At 69.2% G+C, this 20,534-nt stretch carries 12 protein-coding genes; 5 read left to right on the forward strand and 7 right to left on the reverse strand.

Annotated elements, in window-relative coordinates:
* Window positions 1–69 precede the first annotated feature (69 nt).
* Both ACFY04_RS37675 and ACFY04_RS37680 read right to left on the reverse strand, forming a co-directional pair.
* Window positions 70–567, reverse strand: coding sequence for a hypothetical protein (locus ACFY04_RS37675; protein ID WP_389124320.1), 498 nt, complete (start codon window positions 565–567; stop codon window positions 70–72).
* A 253-nt stretch (window positions 568–820) separates the two neighbouring features.
* Window positions 821–1,996: a methyltransferase gene (locus ACFY04_RS37680; protein ID WP_389124322.1), complete on the reverse strand. Its 1,176-nt coding sequence runs from the start codon at window positions 1,994–1,996 to the stop codon at window positions 821–823.
* 75 nt (window positions 1,997–2,071) lie between these two features.
* Here ACFY04_RS37680 and ACFY04_RS37685 point away from each other — a divergent pair, with 75 nt between their 5' ends.
* Window positions 2,072–2,218: a hypothetical protein gene (locus tag ACFY04_RS37685; RefSeq protein WP_389124324.1), complete on the forward strand. Its 147-nt coding sequence runs from the start codon at window positions 2,072–2,074 to the stop codon at window positions 2,216–2,218.
* A gap of 201 nt (window positions 2,219–2,419) precedes the next feature.
* On the opposite strand, the gene ACFY04_RS37690 is transcribed toward ACFY04_RS37685, so the two are convergent.
* The 5 genes from ACFY04_RS37690 to ACFY04_RS37710 form a co-directional block, all read right to left on the reverse strand.
* Window positions 2,420–3,253: a methyltransferase gene (locus ACFY04_RS37690; RefSeq protein ID WP_389124326.1), complete on the reverse strand. Its 834-nt coding sequence runs from the start codon at window positions 3,251–3,253 to the stop codon at window positions 2,420–2,422.
* 101 nt (window positions 3,254–3,354) lie between these two features.
* On the reverse strand, window positions 3,355–5,895 hold the full coding sequence (locus ACFY04_RS37695; RefSeq protein ID WP_389124329.1) for an FAD-dependent monooxygenase: 2,541 nt from the start codon (window positions 5,893–5,895) through the stop codon (window positions 3,355–3,357).
* 4 nt (window positions 5,896–5,899) lie between these two features.
* Window positions 5,900–13,135: an amino acid adenylation domain-containing protein gene (locus tag ACFY04_RS37700; protein ID WP_389124332.1), complete on the reverse strand. Its 7,236-nt coding sequence runs from the start codon at window positions 13,133–13,135 to the stop codon at window positions 5,900–5,902.
* Window positions 13,132–14,403, reverse strand: a complete 1,272-nt coding sequence (locus ACFY04_RS37705) for a cytochrome P450 (protein ID WP_389124334.1) — start codon at window positions 14,401–14,403, stop codon at window positions 13,132–13,134. The genes ACFY04_RS37700 and ACFY04_RS37705 overlap by 4 nt, the downstream gene beginning before the upstream one ends.
* A 295-nt stretch (window positions 14,404–14,698) precedes the next feature.
* Complete coding sequence (locus ACFY04_RS37710; RefSeq protein ID WP_389124336.1) at window positions 14,699–15,244, reverse strand: EF-hand domain-containing protein; 546 nt, start codon at window positions 15,242–15,244, stop codon at window positions 14,699–14,701.
* 485 nt (window positions 15,245–15,729) lie between these two features.
* On the opposite strand from ACFY04_RS37710, the gene ACFY04_RS37715 reads away from it, so the two are divergent.
* The 4 genes from ACFY04_RS37715 to ACFY04_RS37730 all read left to right on the forward strand — a co-directional run bounded on the left by ACFY04_RS37715 (window position 15,730) and on the right by ACFY04_RS37730 (window position 20,370).
* Window positions 15,730–16,572 (forward strand): SDR family oxidoreductase, encoded by an 843-nt coding sequence (locus ACFY04_RS37715; RefSeq protein WP_389124339.1) that lies wholly within the window; start codon window positions 15,730–15,732, stop codon window positions 16,570–16,572.
* Between the two features lie 43 nt (window positions 16,573–16,615).
* On the forward strand, window positions 16,616–17,059 hold the full coding sequence (locus ACFY04_RS37720) for a nuclear transport factor 2 family protein (protein WP_389124342.1): 444 nt from the start codon (window positions 16,616–16,618) through the stop codon (window positions 17,057–17,059).
* A gap of 3 nt (window positions 17,060–17,062) precedes the next feature.
* Window positions 17,063–17,332, forward strand: coding sequence for a hypothetical protein (locus ACFY04_RS37725; protein ID WP_389124344.1), 270 nt, complete (start codon window positions 17,063–17,065; stop codon window positions 17,330–17,332).
* 839 nt (window positions 17,333–18,171) lie between these two features.
* Window positions 18,172–20,370, forward strand: coding sequence for a DUF6777 domain-containing protein (locus ACFY04_RS37730; RefSeq protein ID WP_389124345.1), 2,199 nt, complete (start codon window positions 18,172–18,174; stop codon window positions 20,368–20,370).
* Window positions 20,371–20,534: the final 164 nt, after the last annotated feature.

The raw sequence follows: 20,534 nt of genomic DNA on the forward strand, positions 1-20,534 counted from the left end.
AGCCGGCGCTCGATCTCGATTCACCGAAACCGCCCTGCCGGAGCGTCACTTGGCGCGGCTGTCCGGGGGCTACTCGCGGGCGAGCATGGCCTGGGCCTCTGTTTTGAGGTCGATGTACGGTTCGCCGCTGACGTCGACGGCGACGCGGTGAAGGGTCGCGCCGGTGAACGCCCAGGGGGCGGTGCCGGGATAGTGGTCGGTGACCGCTTCTCCGCTGTCGCGGCCGACGGTGGGTCCCTCGCCCGCCAGAGTGAAGCGGCCGGGCTGTGTCTTGATGCGGCCCTCGCCGACCTTGCGGTCGCCGTGGTAGAGGCTGAGGACGCCGGTGGCGACGCCGGGCGAGACCTCGCCGTCCTTCTCGAAGGCCGCGGCGAGGATGAGCTTCTCACCGGTCGGGAGTTCCTGGGTGGCGGTGACCAACTGGTGGTCGGCGCCGAGGAAGTTGTAGACGAGCATCGAGTAGAACTGCGTCGTGCGGGCAGACCGCACGGCGGGCGCGTCGAAGGAGTAGCGCATGCTGACGCATTGCAGCGGTACCTGGACGTGCCCGTGGACGGCCTCGGGCACTGTGCCGACCGTTGTCGAACTCCAGGCGCGGTCGCACCTGGAGTTCGACAACGCACGGTGGGTGCCGCGTCCATCGCGGATCTCGCGGTGCTTGCTGCCCGTCTCGCGCCGGTCGGCCGGCGGTGGACCGGTGTCGGCGCCCCCTTGTACACACGGACGTGGTCGCCGTCCATAGGGGCCGGCGACCAGCCGAGTTCGCCGAGCGCGTTCAGTGCGGCCGACAGGGTGCTGTGCAGTCGGCCGAAGACGCGACTCAGCCAGATGCTGGCTTGCGGGCGCGGAGAATGACGTCGAACCGCCCGGAGATTTGGCGATCCATCGGCTCGAAACCCGCTTCGGTGTACCACTTCTCGAATTCCCGTGGCGTATAGGTACGGCCCTCGGGTGACGCGATCGTGTGGAGGTACGCAGATAGGAACGCGGCGTGCACAGGACCGGTCTCGTCGTCCTCCTGAGCGCAGGTGACGATCACCAGGTGACCGCCCGGCTCCAACGCTCGGTAGGTTCGCTCGAGGAGGTTGCGGACCTGTTCCGGGGACCAGATTTCGAGGAAGCGTGAGAACACGACGCAGTCGTGAGACGTGGGGAGTTCGTCCTGCATGACGTCGGTTCCGATCGCGCGAATCCGATCGGACAGGCCAGCCTCGGCGATCCGGTCGTTCGCCATCTTCGCCACGTTCGGTAGTTCGAGGATGGTCGCCTCGAGGCGCGGCCACCGTTGAGCGAAGCCGATGGCATTGGTGCCGGTTCCCCCGCCGACATCCAATACGTGGCGATAGGACGAAAAGTCCACAGCGTCGACAAGGTCCTCGACCGCCGAGCGGCTCTGGTGCTCCATCATGGCGGTGAACAGCTTCTCAAGGTTCTCGTCCTCGGCCAGGCGTTCGTAGAGCGTGGTCGCAGACGAGTCGGCGAGCAGTTCGCGGTGCAACCCCAGGTTGTCGTTGTGTACCAGCGATTCGTAGAGCCAGCCGATCGGCCGGTACAGCATCTCGCGGGTATAACGGACGATGACAGGCATGAACTCGCCGGGATCGCCCGCCAGGAGATCGGTTGCGGCGGTGTTGTAGTACCCATCGCCGTCCTTGCGTACGAGCTCGAACGCACAGCATCCCAGCATCAGCACGTGGCCCGCGCGCTTTTCCAGCCCCAACGCGCCGGAGATCTCGTCGAGAGTACTGCCTGGCCGCTCGTTGAGCAGGGTGAACAATTTCAGGCGTAGCGCGGCGTCCAGGAACGGGAAACGAAAACTGGTATATACCAATTTCCATAGCTCGTCCATGGCCGTCGTCGAATTTTCAGTAATGGTGGTCCCCTTCGTGGTGAGGTCGTGCTTGAAGTGCGCATCTTCGGCTGAATCGAAATTGAGGTCAGCATCGTCCGGTGCTGTCGATCGACATTCATTTGAGGAGGCAATGAAAATGCCCACTATGGGCCGACCGTATGTTTTTCTGGTCAAACTCAATGGTGCGGAGAATCGTGTCAAGCGGGTATGGAATGTGCAGTGGAAGAGGGAATGTTCGTGGTGGAACTGTCCCTCGTGCTGGAAGGCAATCCCGGATTGCAGATCAGCTTCGACGAACTCGCGGAAGCGAAAACCCTGGGCGAAGTCGCGCAATTGATGCAGGACATGCAAGACGCGCCGGTCTGAAGAGCCCCGATGTCTGGGGTGGTACACACGACCGCCGACAGGATCGTTCGGCAGCCGCACCATGTGGGCGAACCGGGGCGGCTGCCCGCCGCGGCCCGAGCATGTGTCGAGGGGGTGCCGGGCGGCCGGGTTCCCGATGGGCCCGCCGAGAGATCCGCGAGCCCATCCGCTCCGATGCTGTCGGGCAGCGCTGAAGTGATGTCAGCGGCCGGTGGCGTTCCCAGGGCGCCGGAACATCAGGGCGTGCACGGTGAAGCGCGCCCCGTCGAATTCCGCCCGGCCCGTTGCTCGCCGTTCTTTGAGCAGGGTCAGCATGGTCTCCTTGTGCTCGGCGTACGCCAGGAGTGGGATGTCCATCTCGAAGACCTCAAGCGTCTCGGCCTCATAGCCACGCGTGGTGAGTTCCGTGACGGTCCGGGGAATGTCAGCGAGTGAGGAGTGCGCCATGAGCAGCGTGCCGCCCGGTGCGAGGAGCACATCCACGCGCTCGACGACAGAGTCGTACACCGCGCGGCCGCCCCTCCGGGCGACGAGAGCCGTTTCCAGCCCGTCCCCCCTCGCATAACTCGGGTCGTAGGGCAGGTGCGGCGGGTTGGTGATCACAAGGTCGAACTTCTCGTCCGGTGTGTACTCCTCAAGCGGCGAGGTCACGCAGTGCAGCCGAGTCGCGTCGAGGCCGTTGGCCACCACGTTGGCCTCGGTCTGGACGGCGGAGGCGGGGTTGATGTCCAGTGCGGTTACCCGCTCGGCACCAGCCGCGAGCAGGGCGACGCTGTAGAGGCCGGAGCCGGCCCCGATGTCCAGCGCGTTGACGGCCCTCAGATCAGGAGCGTTGTCGCCGTTGAGGGCGGCGATGAGGCTCAGCCCGCAGTCGGTCGGGAACAGCACCTCGGCAGGATTCTCCACCGAGATCCGCAGACGCATGCCGTGCAGCTCGAAGATCCCGTACGAGGACCGGGTTTCCCACAGAGTGCCGTTCTCGCCGACTGGCAGGACACGGCGCCGCGTCAGTGTCTGAATCGAAGCGGTGGTCATGGCAGTGTGAGCCTTTCGACTGAAGGGCTGGCAGAGTCGGAGGGGCCAAGCCGTGCGGATATCCGGCCGGGTCCGGCACGTGGGCTGTTGCGGTTTGCCGGTCACTCGGTGAGGGCGGAGAGCACGGTTCGAACGGAGCCGTCAGCGATGCGCTCTGCGCGCTGCGCCGGGATCAGGTCCTCGACGTGGCTGAAGTTCCACGCGAGCTGGCCATGGCTGGTGGTGGCCGTCGCCACGATGGCTCCCATCACCGAGACGTCTGTGATGAACTGGGCGTCGCTGACTCGCCACCCTCCCACGTGGACGGGAAATTCGTAGCGGCCGACGTTGGACAGGCACAGGTTGATCGGGCCCTCCTCGTCCATGAACCGCATGAACGACGCGCTGTCGGCCAGCGATCTGGGTCCTGCCCAGCGCGGAAGGCTGATCGTGGCCAGGTGTTCCTGGCGTCTCCGGCGTCGCACCAGGTCCTGGCTGATCGCCCGGGCCATGGGCCACAGCGGCTGGCCGGGCTCGTAGCGGATGAGGGAGGGCACCGTGGCGACGAAGGTGCCGACCTCGTCGTGGGCGACGGCAGGCTCCAGGTCACTGCGGAAGTCGACCGGCGAACCGATCGAGAAGTGCGCGGACGCCTCAGTTCCCGTGTCCCGGGCGACGGCCGTCACCATCGCGGCGGCCAGGGCTCCGTGGACCGTGGTGCCGTGCCGCTTGGCCGTCTGCGCCACCAGATCCAGCTGGTCGGCGGTAAGCAGTCTGTGCACCATCCGGGTGCGCCGCTGCTCGAACGGGACCTGGCGGCTGGGAACGATCCGCTGCGAGGGACGCCGCCGCGCCGCCCGTTGGTCGCGCAGCATCATGGCTTCGAGCCCTGCGATCCCCGCCACGCCACGGTGGCGACGTGGCAGCAGGTCGTCTGTCGCCGGCAGTACCCGTCGCGGGGCGGCTTGAGGCAGCGTGCCGTGGTCCAGTTGGGCGGCGAGTTCGATCCACTCCCGGAGCAGGGACAGGCACGTCTTGCCGTCGGCGATGGTGTGCGATGCCGTCAGCACCAGGTCGTGGATGCCTTCTCCGCCCTCGACTCCCGCTCTTCGTGCGGTGATCACCACCGCGCGCAGCAGCGGTCCGGTGCGCCAGTCGACGCTCTCCCTGAGTTCGCGGTCGTTGATCTCGTGTTGCCACTGGCTGCCGGGCTCGGGGACGTCCGGTGGCACGTCGACGTGGCGGAGCGGGATCTGCTGCCCGTCCAACGGTGTGAAGGCAGGGTGTTCGCCGGTGCCGTCGTCGGTGATCGCGACACGCAGCAGGGGGTGGCGGACCTGGAGGATGTCCAGGGCGCGGCGGTGGAGTAGCGGGGGCAGGTGTCCGTGGACGCGGGCCCGGGCGATGACGTTGAGGGGTGAGGTCTGGTCGGCGATCCAGTACAGGCGTTCCAGGGGACTGAGTTCACGCCGGACGCTGCTGGGCTCGGCGGCCGGGCCGTCCGGGTAAGTGAGCGCCCACGCGGTCTGACTGGCGAGGACGGGGCGGGGCATCAGCCGGAAGTAGGTGTTGCGGAGCAGGCGCCCGCGGCGGTGGGCCCCCTGAGTGAGGTCGCTCATCCGGCGGGACGCGGCCACCATCGCCCTGGTGCGGTCGCGGCGCCGGCTTTCGTAGATGTGCAGGGCCTCCACCAGATCCTTGCCCGTCGCGGGTTCGGCGAGCGTGCGTGCCAGTACGACGGCGTCCTCCATGGCCATGGCGGCACCCTGGCCGAGTGTGACGAGCATGGGGTGGGCGGCATCGCCGAGAAGGGTGACCGGTCCGTCGCCCCACCGCTCCAGGAAGGCCCGGTCACGGGTAGGCACGGTGAGGATGTCCTCCTGCGGCGTGGCCTCGATCACCGCCCTCACCTCGTCAGCCCAGCCCGCGTATGCCTGTTTGACGGCGTCCTTGACGCGGTCCCGGTCGGCTGGATCGGCGGGTGTGCTCATGGCAGCCCACCAGTAGCAGCGGCTCTGACCGATGTCGATGAGACCGAAACGCTGTCCGCTGCCCCAGTAGTGGCGCACGCTGCCCGGGGTGACGCTCGGGTGTTCGAAAGGGACGATGCCGAGCCGGAAGAGGTAGCCGCTCTCGCGTGGCACCTCGGAGCCGACGAGATGGCGCCGTACGGCCGAGTTGAAGCCGTCGGCGCCGATCAGGAGGTCCCCGTTCGCCGTACTGCCGTCCGTGAAGCGGACGGTGACGCCCGCGTCGTGGGTCTCGAAGTCGACGGCGGTCGCTCCCAGGTGGATCGGGCAGTCGCCGGCCTCGGCCAGCAGGGCCTCTTGGAGGTCCGCGCGGCTCAGGCAGAAGCTGGGTGCGCCGACCTTGTCACAGACCTCTTTGAACGGCAGGTCTCTGATCCGTCGGCCGCGCCGGTCCATGACCGTGAAGGACTCCACCGCCTGGCCGCGCTTTTCCAAGCCGAGGTCGATGCCGAGGCATGCCAGGGCGGTGACGGCGTTGCTCATGACCGACAGACCGGAGCCGACGTCGCTCAGCTCGGTGGCGCGCTCGTGCACCTCGACGTCGATACCCACGCGTCTGAGCGCGATCGCACAGGTCAGACCGCCGATACCGGCACCGACGACGAGGGCTTTCACGGGCCGTGCCGATGCCATGCGGTCAGCTCTCCCGGCCGGTCGGGGTGGAGTCGGTCCTGATCAGTTCCGCGACGGTTGCGGCAACGTGTGCCACGTGCGGTTCCTCCATGATCGTCAGGTGGTCGCCGGGGACTCCGACGACGTGGATACGGCCGTTGGTCATGGCTTTCCAGCCATTGAAGGTGTCCTCATGGCGGCTTCTGGCGGCCCGGTGCATGGAAGCCAGGACGGCGGGCAGGGGCTCCGTGGCGCGGATCAGGGTGAGGTCGTGCTCCTCGCGCGGGGGCCGGTAGGCGAGCGCTGCCTGCCAGTTCGCCCGGTAGACTCCGAACAGACGGCGGATGAGGGACCGGGAACTGCCGGCCGGCAGGGCACCCCTCTCGCTCGCGATGCGGGCCATGTACGCGAACTTCTCCTCCAGGGAGCCGAGTGCTTCGGGGATGACGCGAGTGCGTGACTCGTTGCCGTCCCTCAGCCGGAGCAGGTCCTGGAAGAACCACTCCAGTACGGCCTCGTCGTCGTGGGGTGCGCGCGGCCCGGAGTCCAGGGCGGTGGTGTCCAGGACCAGCAGGTGGGCCACCTGCTCGTCGGCCGCCCGCAGGCGACGGGCGATCTCGAAGGCGACGAAGCCGCCGAAGGACCATCCGGCGATGGAGTACGGGCCGTGCGGCTGCACGGTCCGCAGTGCGGTGAGGTAACTGTCCGCGAGTTCCTCGACAGTACGCAGCGGTGTGGTGCCCGGGTCGGTTCCGGCGGCCTGGAGCGCGTACACCGGCTGGTCGTCCGGAAGGTGCCGGGCGAAACCGACGTAGCACAGCACGTTGCCGCCCATGGGATGGATCATGAACAGGGGCGGGTGAGTGCCCTGCCGGTGGATCGGCACCACGGGGTCGTACGCGGCTGTCGCCCCGCCATCGCGCAGCCGTGCCGCGAGTCCAGCGCAGGTAGGTGCCGCGATGAAGTCCGCCAGGGAGATGTGCACTCCGTAGCGCCGTTCGATCCGCACGACGAGTCGCATCGCGGTGAGGGATGTGCCACCGAGGTCGAAGAGGTTGTCGTGGATCCCCACCGCGTCCAGGGACGTGGCGTCCGCCAGCATCTCGGTCAGTGCCTGCTCGTACGCGTCGCGCGGCGCGGCGTCGGGGGTGCGGGCCGGGGTGGACAGCAGGGTGTGGCGCAGTGTGGCGTCGTCACGCTTGCCGCTGGGGGTCAGCGGGAAGTGGGAGACCCATTGCAGGTGTGAGGGGACCATGTAGTCGGGCAGGCTGGCACGCAACCGCTCACGGATGTCGGCCAGGTCTTCGTCCGTGCCCTCGCCGAGGAGGAAGGCCGCGAGAAAGGCTTCGTCGTTCTCGTGCCGGCGAGCCACGACCGCGGCGTCGCGCAGGCCCGGGTACCGCTGCGCCAGGCCGGTGATGGCCAGTTCCACCTCGGCCGGCTCCACGCGGAAGCCCCGTACCTTGACCTGTGCGTCGGCGCGTCCGAGGAAGACGACGTCTCCGTCGGGAAGCAGCATGCCGATGTCGCCCGTGTGGTAGAGACGGCGGTCGGCGCCGCCGTCCGGGGAGGGCTGTGGGAGGAAACGCTCCTTGGTCAGGTCAGGGCGGCCCTCGTAGCCGTCGGCCAGGCAGAAGCCGCCCAGGTAGATGTCGCCGGGCGCCCCGGCCGGGACCGGACGCAGCTGCTCGTCCAGGACGTGCACCTCGGCGCCGTCGATGGCGCGGCCGATCGGCGGCAGCGCTGGGAAGGCTGCGGGGTCTCCGGTCATGGTGTATGCGGTGACCACGTGTGTCTCGGTCGGGCCGTAGTGGTTGTCCAGCACGGCTCCCGGAAGCTTGGCGCACAGCGCGCGGATCTCCTGGGTGACGCGCAGCTGCTCGCCGCAGGAGATCAGTACCCGCAGGGCCCGGGGGATGATGCCCAGCGTGCCGGCGGCTTCGGCCAGTTGCTGGATGGCCACCGGAGGAAGGAAGACCTGCTCGACGCGCTCGCGGTCGAGCAGACGCAGCAGGGCCGGCATGTCGCGCCGCTCCGCATCGCTCGCCAGGCACAGCGTGCCCCCGGAGCACAGGGTGGAGAAGATCTCCTGGAAGGAGATGTCGAAGCTCAGCGGCGCGTACTGCAGGGTCACCCCACCCGGGGCCGCGCTGGGCGCCCGGGTCTGCCAGGCCACCAGGCCCGCCAGGGTGCGGTGCGGCATGGCGACGCCCTTGGGGGTCCCGGTGGATCCGGAGGTGAACAGGACGTACGCGGTGCTCTCGGGGACGACTTCAGCCTGCCGCCCGGCCACCGTCGTGGGCGCGGTTCCGGCTGGCCTCTCGCACTCCGTCGTCGGTGCCGTCACTATCTCGGCGGGCAGTAGGAGCGCCGGTTCTCCGGCGAGATGGGCGTACGGGGCCTCGGCTACGACGCGGAAGGGCCGGGCCTGCTCCACCATCGCGGCCAGCCGGGGGGCAGGGTAGCCGGGCGGCAGGGGGACGACCGCGCATCCGGCCCGCAGGACGCCCATGAGCACGGCCATGACGCGCGGCGTACGGTCCATGGCGATCCCGATCCGGGCGTTCGCCGGGGCACCGAGCGCGCACAGGTGTCCGGCCACGTTCTCGGCGGCCTCGGACAGCTGTGCGTAGCTCCAGTGCTCCTCGCCCATGACCACGGCGGTTGCGTCCGGGGTGAGCGCGGCCTGTTCGGCGAAGCGCGCCACGACCGTGGGGTGCTGTGCCGGAACGGCACGGACCGGCGGGGAGGCGAGGAAGGTGAAGTCCGGTTCGTCGTCGGGTTGCTCGACCAAGCGGCGCAGGATGCTCAGGTAGCCGGTTGCGAAGAGGTCGCCCTGCTCGGCGGAGAACGTCTCGCCGTCGCAGTCGACCCGCAGCCGGATGCCGCTGCCGTCCGGTTCGGTGACCGCGTTCACCAGAAGTCGCATGTCCGTCTCCTCCCAGGTGCGGAACTGGGTGAGCCGGAGGCCGGAGAGGTCAAGGACATGCGAAAGCTGGTGGAAGTGGACGTAGTTGAAGACAGTTTCCAGAACGGGGCCGCCGTGGTCCTCCTGGATGGCGCTCAGCGGGTAGTGGCGGTGAGGGTGGCCGTCCTGCTCCTGGCGGAAGCTCTCGCGCGCCACCTCCAGCCAGCTGTCCCGCGCGGTGTCCAGGCGCACGGGCACGGTGTTCAGGAAGAGCCCGGCGGTGCGCTCCGCACCGGCCAGTTCGGGCCGGCAATGGGTGATCAGGCCGGTGGTCACGTCACGGGTGCCGGCGAGCATGGCAAGCGTCAGGGTGTGCGCGGCGAAGAGTACGGACTTCACGGGGAGTGTGTGTTCGGCCGCGAAGTGCCGCACTTGCTCGACGAGGGCGCCGGGCAGTTCGACCCACCGGGAGACCGGACGGTGGCCGGTGACAGGGCGGTGAGGCGCGAACGCCTCGATCGGCAACGGCGCGGAGCCGGCCAGCTTCTCCTGCCAGTAGCGCCGGGTCTCCTGCGAGCGCAGGGCGGCCTGCTCCTGCCTTACGTGGAGCGCCGCTGACGGGGGCGGCGTGCCGTCGAGGGGCCCGGTGTCCAGGCCGAGGCTGTGGGCGTAGTCCTGGAGCAGCTCACGGAGCAGGGTGGCGACGCTGCCGCCGTCGAGGAGCGCGTGGTGGAAGCTGAGGACCAGGTCAACGGTGGAGGGCAGTAGGTGGGCCCGGAACAGGTACAGCGGCGCCTGGTCGAACACGTAAGGATGGTGACGGCGTTCCTCGATGTGTGCGCACACCTCGTCCTCGGCCGCGGCGCTGTCGAGCGGACGCAGGTCGGCGACCTCCAGGCCGCCGTGGACTCGGGGGTGGACGACCTGCAGCGGTTCGGAGCCCGACAGGTCGAAGGCCGAGCGCAGCGCGGGGTGCCGTGCCGTCAGTCGGTCGAAGGCGCGGCGGAACTTTGTCTCGTCCCAGGCCATTTCGAGGGTGTACCGGAAGACGTCCCGGTATTTGGCAGAGATTTCGTGCCTGCGGCTGTGGTAGAGCATGCCGAGCTGGAGCCGGGTCAGCGGGTAGGCGTCCTCAGCGCCGGGCAGGCGGGACCGGTCGACGTCGGCAACGAGGGCGAACGGGGCCTCGACGGCCTCGGTCCCGGGCGCGTCACAGGGTTCGGTGCGCGTGGCCAGGCCGGCCACCGTCGGGTTCTGCAGGAGGTCGCTGAGCGAGAAGCGCAGGCCCCTGGCCTCCGCCTCGGCGCGCACCGTGAGCATCCTGATCGAGTCGCCGCCGAGAGCGAAGTAGTCGTCGTGGACTCCGACGGTCTCCCAGCCGAGGACGCGGGCCCAGACTTCGGCCAAGACCGCCTCGGTACGGTTGCGGGGCCGGCCGTCCGTGGCGGCTTGTGGCGTGTCGTAGGGCAGGGGGAGCGCGTCGTGGTCCGCCTTGCCGTTGGGGGTCAGCGGAATGTCGTCGATCCGGGTGAAGGATGCCGGGACCATGAACGTCGGCAGCGTCTGCCCGAGCTGATCACGCAGCTGCAGGGTGTCGATGGGGGCGTCGGCGACGTAGTAGCCGGCCAGGACAGTACCCGAGTCGGAGACGGTATGTCCCACGACGACGGCGTCCCGTACGCCGGGGACCGCGCGCAGGGCGGCGGCCACCTCGTCGGTCTCGACGCGGTTTCCCCGGATCTTGACCTGGCCGTCGATCCGTCCGAGGTACTCCAGGGTGCCGTCCGCGAGCCACCGGGCCAGGTCTCCGCTGCGGTAGAGGCGGCCGCCCGGCACGAACGGGTCGTCGCCGAACTTCTCGGCGGTCAGCTCCGGGCGATCGAGGTAGCCGCGGGCGACACCGGCTCCGCCGATGTACAACTCGCCTACGACCCCGACGGGTTGCGGGAGATCGTCAGCGCCCAGCACGTACAGCGTGGTGTTGTCGATGGGCCGGCCGATCGGCACCCGCGCGATGCTGAGGCCCGGGTCGCCCGGGCAGTCGTAGAACGACACGTCGACCGTGGCCTCGGTCGGACCGTACAGGTTCACCAGCCGTACGGAATTCTCGGCACCGCTCTCCCGACGGCACTGCTCGGCCAGGCGGTTGAACTGATCCACCCGGGCACCGGGCAGCGCCTCGCCACTGCAGAAGACGTACTGCAGGGTTCGGATGGCCCGGCGCGATGCCGCTGACTCCTCCAGCAGGTCGAGGAATGGGCCGAGCATCGAGGGCACGAAGTGCACGCGGGTGACCTGGTGCTCGCGGATCGCCCGCAGGACCTCACGCGGGTCCCTGTGACCGCCGGGCGGCAGCAGAGCCACGGTTGTACCTTCGACGGCCCACCAGAACAGCTCCCACACCGAGACGTCGAACGAGACGGGCGTCTTCTGCAGGAGAACGTCCCGTTCACCAAGCGGGTAGCGCCGCTGCATCCACGCGAGGCGGTTGACCACGCTACGGTGCTCGACCATGACGCCCTTGGGCTGCCCGGTCGAGCCGGAGGTGTAGATGACGTAGGCGAGGTCACGGGAGGTGACGAACGCCTCGACCGGGGCTCCGCTGCCGGTCAGCAGGCCGGCGACGGGTCGCAGGGGCGCGTCCCCGGGGATGCCGGCGGGCGCGTCGTCATCGACGATCACCACCTTGGCTCGGCTGTCTTGCAGCATGAAGCGCACCCGCTCAGCCGGATAGCCCGGATCCACGGGAACGTAGGCGCCGCCGGACTTCAGGATGCCGAGCAGCGCTACCAGCAGCTGGGGCCCCCGCTCCATCATCACCGCAACCCGGTCGTCCGGCCCGACGCCCTCCGCGCGCAGGGCCCGCGCGACACGGTTGGCCCGTTCGTCGAGTTCCGCGTAGGTGAGCGTCTCACCCGTCGCCGCGGTGACCGCGATCCGGTCGGGGCGGCGGGCGGCCTGGGCTTCGAACAGGCCGTGCAGGGTGGCCTGGTCCGGGTAGGGCACTTGTGGGCCGCGTGCGCGCCCGGCAGTGAGTTCTTCGTGTTCGGCCGGAGTCAGCATGGGCACGTCGGACAGCGGCCTGTCCGCCAGGTCCAGACCGTGCTCCAGGAGCGTCGTGAGGTGACCGACCACCGAGGCGATGGGCAAGTCCTCGTCGAAGACGTCGCAGGCGTAGTCCAGGTCGACGTGGATGTCAGCCGTGTCGTCGAAGGCGGACACCACGACGCCCAGTGCGTCCTGGTCGTGCGAGGGGGCCATCAGGGCCGGCCGCCGCTCGACTCCGGGGATCCGGTCCGGCCAGGACCAGTGCATGTAGGAGAGGGTCACGTCGAAGAGCTGCCGCGGACCGCGTGCCGGTGCCGACTGTGCTCGCAGGGCGTCGCCGAGTGCGAGCCGCTCATGACGCCGGAGCCGACGAGTCGCACTCTGGATGTCGGTGAGCAGTTCCCGCACGGTCCGCCCACCGTGTGCCGGGATCCGAAGCGGCAGGGTATTTGCGAACTGGCCGAGGATGTCTTTGTGGTGCTCGGCCGGACGGTTGAGGAAGGGGACGCCGAGAACCACCTCCTCGCTGCGGTGCAGGCGCGTCAGGTACGTACCGAGCATGGCCGCGAGGTACGTGAACGGAGAGAAGCCCGCGGCGCGGACCCGGCCGGCGAGGGCACCGTCGATCACGAAGGTGTGGCGACCGCGTTCACGCGTGCGCCTGTCTGTCGTCCGCGTGAACAGCGCGGGAGACACGCTGGAGGGCTCTTCTCGGAAGAAGGCGCGGTCGCGGTCGCCGTCCACACCGGCGCGGTAGGCGGCATCCTCCTCGACGAACGCCAGATAGGAAGGCGCGTCACGGTCGCCCTGCCGCGGACCGCCGCCCGGCTCCTGGGTGTACTCCTGGAAGATCTGATGGCTCAGCTGGTTGAGGGTCCAGCCGTCGGCGACGATGTGATGGGCCTTGACGTGCAGATGTGTGACGTCCGCTCTCTCCAGTAGAAGGGTGGCTTCGACCAGGAAACCGCTCGTGAGGGACAGCGCCTTGGCCATTGAGCGACGCATCCACGCGGCGCAGGCTGCCTCCGGTTCGGGTTCCCGCGAGAGATCGACCACGGTGACCGGGACAGCCTCCTGTGCCACCCGCTGGAAGGGGACCCCCGCGTTGTCGGCGAACCGCAGTCGGAAGGTGTCATGGCGGTGCAGCGCGCGCCTGATGCAGGCAGTAAGCCGGTCGCGGTCCACCTCGCCGTACAGACGCTCGTGCAGGACGCAGTTGAACTGCGGGGACGCCGGGGCCTGGGAACCGGCCGACCACAGGTCGCGCTGGTACCCCGTCAGTCCGGTCCGCGTCTGATCGTTCATGTCCACCTGTTCGAGGTTCCTTCGAGCCGTACGGGGAGCTCCCGATGCCCGTTGAAGATGAGGGAGGGCAGCGGAGTGAGACGGTCGGGCGCCGCAACGGCGAATGCGAGACCGGGGTAGCGGGAGAAGAGCGCCGGGAGGGCGATGCGCCCTTCGAGCCGGGCGAGTTCGGCTCCCATGCAGTAGTGGGGGCCGTGGCCGAAAGCCAGGTGCTTTCGGGCGGTGGGGCGGGTGACGTCGAAGACATGGGCGTCCGTGCCGTGTACCCCGGGGTCGCGGCCGACCGCGGCGTAGTTGATGACGAGTGCGTCGCCCTGCGCGAAGGTCAGGCCGGTCGCTTCGTCGTGCAGGTCTTCGGTGAGGAAGCGAAAGAAGAAGTTGGCCACCGGGGCCTGGTGGCGCAGACTCTCCTCCACTACCTGGTCCCATCCGACCCGGCCCGACATGGCCAGGTCCAGCTGGTCCGGATGCGTCAGCAGGTTGACGACCGCGTGGTCCAGCAGGGCCGCTGTGGTCCCGTAGCCGGCGCCCATCATCATCCAGAGGCTGTCGGCCAGTTCCTGTTCACTGAGCCGGCCCGCGCGGTGGGCACGGACGAGAGCGCTGGTGACGTCGTCACCAGGGTGCTCGGTCTTGACCGCGATGAGGGCCCCGAGGAGCTGTGTGGCCTGGGCGGTGTTCGCGGCGGCCTGCTCAGCGGTCAGATCCGTGGCGAACACGGTGTCGTTGACTCTTTGGAAGCCGTCGTGCATGGCCTCCGGGAGGCCGAGGAGCTCGGTGACCATCAGCCATGGAAGCCGGGAGGCGAAGTGCGTCCGCAAGTCCACCACTCCGTCGGGGGCGGCGGCGGCCACCTTGGCGACGTCGTCCAGTACCGCGGCTGCGGTGTCCGCGATCTGCGATGCGAGGGCGCGCACTCGACGGGCGGTGAACGCGGGCACCAGCGGTTGACGCAGCCGCTTGTGGTCGGGGCCGTGGGCGGTCTGGACGGTGCGGATGTCGACCCAGATCCGCAGGGGCCAGTCGGCGGGGAGGGCTCCATTGAGGTAGGCCGGCCAGTGCTGGTGGGCGTCCATGGAGACGTGCGGATGGACCAGCAGCCGCCGGACGAGTTCCGGGTCGGTGACCGACCACGCCGGTACGCCACCGGGCAACTCGACGGGGGTGGCGGGCCCCATGGCCCGAAGTGCTGCGGCTTCCCCGTGGATGTCCGAGGCGCTGCCGTCCAGGGTGTACGGGCAGTGGTTGCGGAGGGGCAAGGAGGACATGACGTGGCTCTCGCTACTCGGAATGCTGGGTGCGTACGGTCGTCGGAAGTCCGTAACGGACCTGTGGGACCGTGCCGAACCGCTCGTGGCCATGACGGTGCGAGGTGACCCCGACTCCAGCCGGGCCTTCGGGCCGCGGCGGTACCCAGTGCAGGGGGTCTGCCACGATGGCTGGAGTCCACGGGTGGACCAACTTCGGGCCGCCGTGAGGTACCGCATCGCATCGTCATAGCCACGTCGTCAGGTGAGCCGGCCCGCAACCAGCACGGTTGCGGGCCGGCTCACCCGTGTTCACTCAGACATGCCCGAAGAACAGGCTGCCCGGAGCGTCCGGGTTGTCCGAGAGGAAGTGCTCACGCACCGCGCGGACGAACTCCATGCGCGAGATCGCACCGTCCCCGTCGGTGTCGAGCTTGGTGAACGTGTCCATGGGCGCGTCGGTCTTCCACACGTCCTTCAGGAAGCGGGCGAACTCGTCCTTGCTGATCTCGTTGTCCTCGTCGGCGTCGATGACGTCGAAGACGACATGCCCGGCGCCGTCGGCCAGGTTGAGGCGACTGGTGTCGACGCTCGCGAGGCGGTTGGCCGTGACGAACTCGCCCTTCGAGAGCCGGTCCTGCTGGACGCCCGCGTGGCGCAGCAGCTCCAGCCAATACGTCTGGAAGTAGGCGTGAAGCGCCCTGGCCCGGCGGTCGTCCTTGCTCAGCTTGTACGCCTTGATGTAGCGCTCGGCGAGGTGCTGGTAGTCCGACCAGTCCAGGTGGCCGTCGTGGTTGGCGTCCATCGTGTCGAACGTACGTTCGAGCTTGGCGGTGATGACGTCCTGTGCCGCAATAGTCATGCTGTGTCCCTTTGGTGTGGGGGAGGCGTCGTGTGGATCTTCTCGGGGCCTGCTGTGGGGTCGCAACCCGGCGAGCCCGCCCTTCACCCCTTCGGGCGCAAGCGTCACCCCCCCCGCCGTGGGCGCGTCCGGCAGATCTGAACGCGGGCAGGACGGCGGCCCCGTCGGCACCAGGGCGAAGGCGACGGGTCGGCGCTATGTCCTGCCGCCTGCGCGCCGCTGTCGCGAACGTCGCCGGAAGTACCGCGGTCTGCAGTTCATGAGGGCTCCTCGAGAGACCGCCCGTCAACATCCCCTACTGTTGCGACGGACAAGCCATGCCATGGGGCGATATACCGGGTACCCGTGCAGGAGCATGGCCACGGCGGAGCAAGCGAGACGGCTCGCCAGTGAATCGCTGCACGTGGCATCGTCCGCCCCGGATCCTGAACTGGAGTGAGTACGTGTCGAAGTCGTTGGGTCCGACGCCCCCGGCGGGCCGGGCCGTGCTGATCACCGGAGCCTCATCCGGCTTGGGGGAAGCCTGCGCGCTCCACCTGTCACGGGTGGGCTTCCATGCCATTGCCGGGGTGCGTCGGCCCGAGGACGGGGAGCGTCTGCGGGTTGCCGCCACGGGGCGTCTGACCCCGGTGATCTTCGACGTGACAGACGAGAAATCGGTTCAGGCAGCCGTTCACGAGGTCACGGACCTGATCGGTGATGCCGGACTGTGGGGGCTTGTCAACAATGCGGGCATCGCTGTCACGGCCCCGCTGGAGTGCGTACCGATGGAGCAGATGCGCCGTCAGATGGACACCAATGTGACTGGCCAACTGATGGTGATCCAGGGGTTCCTGCCGCTGCTGCGGGCCGGAGCCGGACGCATCGTCAACGTGACCTCGGGCCTGGGGAACATTGCCATCCCCTACCTCGGTGCCTACGCCGCCGCCCAGTTCGCCAAGGAGGCACTGAGTGACGCGCTGCGCCGAGAGCTGACTCCGCAGAGAATCCCCGTCATTGTGGTGCAACCAGGTGCCGTCCTCACTCCGCTCTGGGGAAAGATGTCCGTGGACGGGAACCGGGCGCTGGAGAGCGTCCCAGAGCCGATCCAGGGTCTCTACCGTCGCGCGTTCCTGCAGTTCATGGAAACCAACGAGGCCTCGGCCCGCACCAGCCACACGACGCCCGACGACGTCGCCCGCGTGGTCTTCCGCGCACTGGTCACCAAGCGACCCCGGAGCCGCTACGCCGTCGGCCGGGACGCAGCCGGCAGCCGCGTGCTGGCCAGGCTGCTGCCCGACCGGGCGTTGGACCGGATCCTCGGCGGCATCGTCACTCCCGCCAACTGAACATCGGCAGCGCGACCGACATCACAACAGGAGGAACATCGGTATGGCCACACCTCAGGAACTGAAGGACCTGTTCACGCACAGTCTGCGCCTGCTGACCGAGAAGAGGGTCGAGGAATGGATCGACCTCTTCGCCGAGGACGGGGTCCTCGAATTTCCGTACCCGACCTATGGCGTCCCGTCCCGTATGCAGGGCCGCGAAGCGCTGCTCGCTCAGATGACGATGTTCCGTAAGGAGCTGAAAGTCGAGTTTTCCGAGCCCGAGTTCTACGCTGCCGGCGACGGTCTGGTCGTGGCCGGCTTCACCGGAGAGTGCACACTGCTGGCCACGGGAGGCCAGTACCACCAGACCTACCTCTCGGTGGTGCGCTTCGAGCAGGGCCGGATCGCGCTCTACCGCGACTTCTGGAATCCCTGGTTGGTGATGGAGGCCGCCGGCGGCGAACTCGGCTGGAAGGAGATCCTGCCGACGCTCGCCCGAGGCTGACTCTTGAGCACGGCTCACGCCCGTGTGGGGCCCTTCTGGACCGCTCCTGCCTCCGGTGGCCTGCTGCCCTGGGCCACGTCGAACCAGGGGGACTACTTCCTCTGGAACAACGCGGGGTCTGGTCCCGACGAGTGGACTGTCACCGTGGCCTCACGCAACGGCGGCTGGTGGCACTACGCCGGGGGCGCGGTCCAGTTCCTCGCCGACCTGATCAGCGGAGCGCTGGAACTGTGGGGGCTGCCGTCGGTACGGCCACACGTAGAGGCCTTCTGAGCGAACGACGGCTCCACGACTCGCTCGTGTTCACCGTGTCGTCGCACACGAAAAGACAGCCCGGTCCCGGAGACAACTCCATCCCGTGCGCAACGGGAGCGCTGCCCTCACCCCGCATCATCACCACGCTTGGAGTTGCCCAGCACCGGCGCTGAAACTGCTCGGGCCCGGGCCCGTCGGCGTCCACGGGACGATCCCACCGCCTCGATGACCGTCCCGGTCGCCCGGTAGGTGCCCTCGACGACGGCACGCGTTACCGGCTCGGCGATCACCCGCACATGCCGGTCCAGACAGAGCGGGGGGCGTGCCGGGTAACGGCCGCCGATGATCCCGGTCGGGCTGACGACGGTCGGCAGAGACGCCTTCGGCTTAAGAAGGGGGGTTTGTCAAGTCCCGAAAGGTCGCGGCATGACCTGGTGCGGCGGAGGGGGCTTACTCAGGAGATGGACGCACGCGTAGCGGACGGTTCCGCCCGGGCGTTTCCAGATGTCCAGAGTTCCAGGTTCCACCTCCGGGATGTGGAGGCGTTGACCGTTCGGAAGGAGTGAGCGCATGCGAGTCACCGTGGTCTACCCGCTGCCCTGTGTCGGGGGGCGAGCGTCGTGAATTCTCTGCCTCCTTCCTCCGAGCGCCCCACCGGACCGCCGCCCGGCCCGTTGTCGGGCGGGGGCGCGCATGGAGAGCCGCCGCCCCCGCCGCCCCCTCCGCCACCAGGTCCTCCGCCTCCCTCGGGGCCCCCGTCGGGGCCCCTTCCGGTCTCGTCCGGCGGGTCTTCGCTGCCGCCGACGGGTGGCGGTGGCCGGGTTCGCAGGTGGCGATCGCGCAGGACCGTGCTGAGTGTGAGTACGGCGGTGGCCGTGGTGTCGGCGGTGGTCCTCAGTTTCACCGTGCTGGGCGGGAACACCACGATGGGCGGTGAGGTCTTCCTCCAGGCCGCACCGGAGGCCGGGCCCGACCCGTTCACTCCTTCGACAGCCACACAGGCCGAGAGCGTCGCCAACGTCATGCCCATGCCCGCAGGCGTGAATGTGAAGGACGGTACGAGTACTGCGAGCGCCACGGGCGGTGCGCGCACGCTCGAGGTCGACGGCGGGTATCCCGGGCTGTACGGCGGAACGCGGAACGTCGCGAGCTGTGACGTCGGGAAACAGATCCGGTTCCTCACGGACCACCCGGACAAGGGCAGGGCGTTTGCCGTCTCGCTGGGTATCCGGCAGACCGGGATTCCCTCCTACCTGCGGTCGCTGACGCCCGTACGACTGGGTTGGGACACCAGGGTCACCAACCACGGATACCGGAACGGCGCGCCCACCAGCTACCAGGCGGTCCTGCAGGCCGGCACTCCGGTGCTGGTCGACGGCCGGGGTGTGCCCCGGGTCCGCTGCGCCTGCGGCAACCCGTTGAATCCGCCCGTCGCGGTCAGGGGCAGCCAGACGTACAACGGCACGAAGTGGTCCTCGTTCCGGTCCTCCGGCCTCGTCGCGGTCAAGCCCGCCGTGAAGCCGGTGAAGACCGTCACGGTCTTCGACCAGGACCGGAAGGGATGGTACGAGCGCCCGAGCGGAGCGGCGGAGGGCAAGCACGACCGCGAGGTCCCGCCCCCGAAGGGCCAGACCCCCGGCTCTGCCTACCCGGTCCTGCCGGCGGCCCACCCGGCATCAGTCCAGCCACCCTCTGACACGCGCCAGAACCAGCCCCCGGAGTCCACCCCCGGCCAGGCGCCGGGCCGGAACTCCGGGAACGTCCCAGCTCAGAGTCCGGGCAATGTCCCGGGCCGGACCCCGGGCGATGTCCCGGACCAGGCCCCTGGGAAGGCACCGGACGTGACCCCAGGCCAGAAGCCGGGCCAGAACCCGGGCCAGAACCCGGGCCGGAACCCGGACGAGGGCTCGGAGAAGGTACCGGGCCAGGAGCCCGGCAAGGCACCAGCTCAGGAGTCCGGTACGGACCCCGGCCAGGCCCCGGAGAAGGCCCAGGGCAAGGACCCGGGTCAGGGGTCAGGCGAGAACCCGGGGAAGGAGTCGGGCCAGGCCCCGGACAAGGTCCCCGGGAAGGCGCCGGACAAGGAGCCCGGTGAGGCCCCGGCGAAGGATCCGGCCAAGGAGCCGGGCAAGAAGTCCGGCCAGGAGCCAGGTGAGGGCCCGGGAAAGGCGCCCGGCGAGGACGCGGGTGAGAAGTCCGGCCAGGCTCCCGGGAAGGCTCCGGGCAAGGACGCGGAGAAGGACCCGGGCAGGGACTCCGGCGAGCACTCGGGGAAGTCGCCTGGCAAGGAGTCGGGCGAGAACCCGGGAGAGGGCTCGGAGAAGGTGCCGGGCAAGGAAGCAGGCAAGGTGCCTGGCAAGGCGCCCGGTCAGGCTCCGGCCAAGGTGCCGGGTCAGGAGTCGGGCCAGAAGTCCGGCCAGGACCCGGACCAGGCCCCTGGGAAGGGCTCGGGGAAGGTGCCCGGTCAGGAGCCGGACAAGGGCCCAAGGAAGGAGTCGGACAGGGGCCCAAGGAAGGAGTCGGGGAAGGTGCCCGGCCAGGAGCCTGATCGGGGGCCCGCCCACGACCCTGCGAAGGTGCCAGGTCAGGAGTCGGGCCAGGGTCCCGGGAGGGCGCCCGGCAAGGGCGCGGGCCAGGCCCCGGACAGGGCTCCCGGGAAGGTGCCGGGGTCCGGCCACGAGCCTGGGAGGGCCCCCGGCCACGACACGGGCAAGGACACCGGTCAGGAATCCGGGAGCTTGCCGGGCCATGAGCCGGGCAACGTCCCCGGGAAGGTGCCGGAGTCCGGCCAGAAGCCCGGCAACGCCCCGGACAAGGGCGCTGGCAACGATCCCGGAACGGCGCCCGGGAACGAGCCGGGCAGGGGCCAGGGCCAGGATCGCGGGAACGCACCGGGCCAGGGTTCGGGCACTGGCCCCGGCAACGGGCACGGGAAGGCACCGGGCCAGGGCCCGGAGGAGAAGCCGGGCGGGAGCACGGGCCCGAATCCCGGTAACGAGCCGGGGCGGCAGCAAGGTGGGGATTTCGGCGGTGAGGCGGGGAAGCAGTCCCGGTGATCGTGCGGTTCGAATACCCGGACGATGATGTTCAGGCTGAGCCACCGCCGGCTGATGCCCGCGGTGGCTGTGTCTGTGCCTGCGTCTGCGCGTGGGCGCCGAGAGCCACATCGTCGTCGGCGGCCTGATCTCGTCGTGGGGGCTGACAGCTACTGATCGTCGCG

Origin of the sequence: Streptomyces sp. NPDC001549, from assembly GCF_042894025.1 — a bacterium.
In the GTDB taxonomy this organism is placed as follows: Bacteria; Actinomycetota; Actinomycetes; order Streptomycetales; family Streptomycetaceae; genus Streptomyces; species Streptomyces kutzneri.

Bases quoted from the DNA above. Each gene is read 5' to 3' on its own strand.
- ACFY04_RS37710 (WP_389124336.1), bottom strand. From the start codon at position 15,244: ATGACTATTGCGGCACAGGACGTCATCACCGCCAAGCTCGAACGTACG.
- ACFY04_RS37700 (WP_389124332.1), bottom strand. From the start codon at position 13,135: ATGAACGATCAGACGCGGACCGGACTGACGGGGTACCAGCGCGACCTG.
- ACFY04_RS37695 (WP_389124329.1), bottom strand. From the start codon at position 5,895: ATGGCATCGGCACGGCCCGTGAAAGCCCTCGTCGTCGGTGCCGGTATC.
- ACFY04_RS37705 (WP_389124334.1), bottom strand. From the start codon at position 14,403: ATGTCCTCCTTGCCCCTCCGCAACCACTGCCCGTACACCCTGGACGGC.
- ACFY04_RS37690 (WP_389124326.1), bottom strand. From the start codon at position 3,253: ATGACCACCGCTTCGATTCAGACACTGACGCGGCGCCGTGTCCTGCCA.
- ACFY04_RS37720 (WP_389124342.1), top strand. From the start codon at position 16,616: ATGGCCACACCTCAGGAACTGAAGGACCTGTTCACGCACAGTCTGCGC.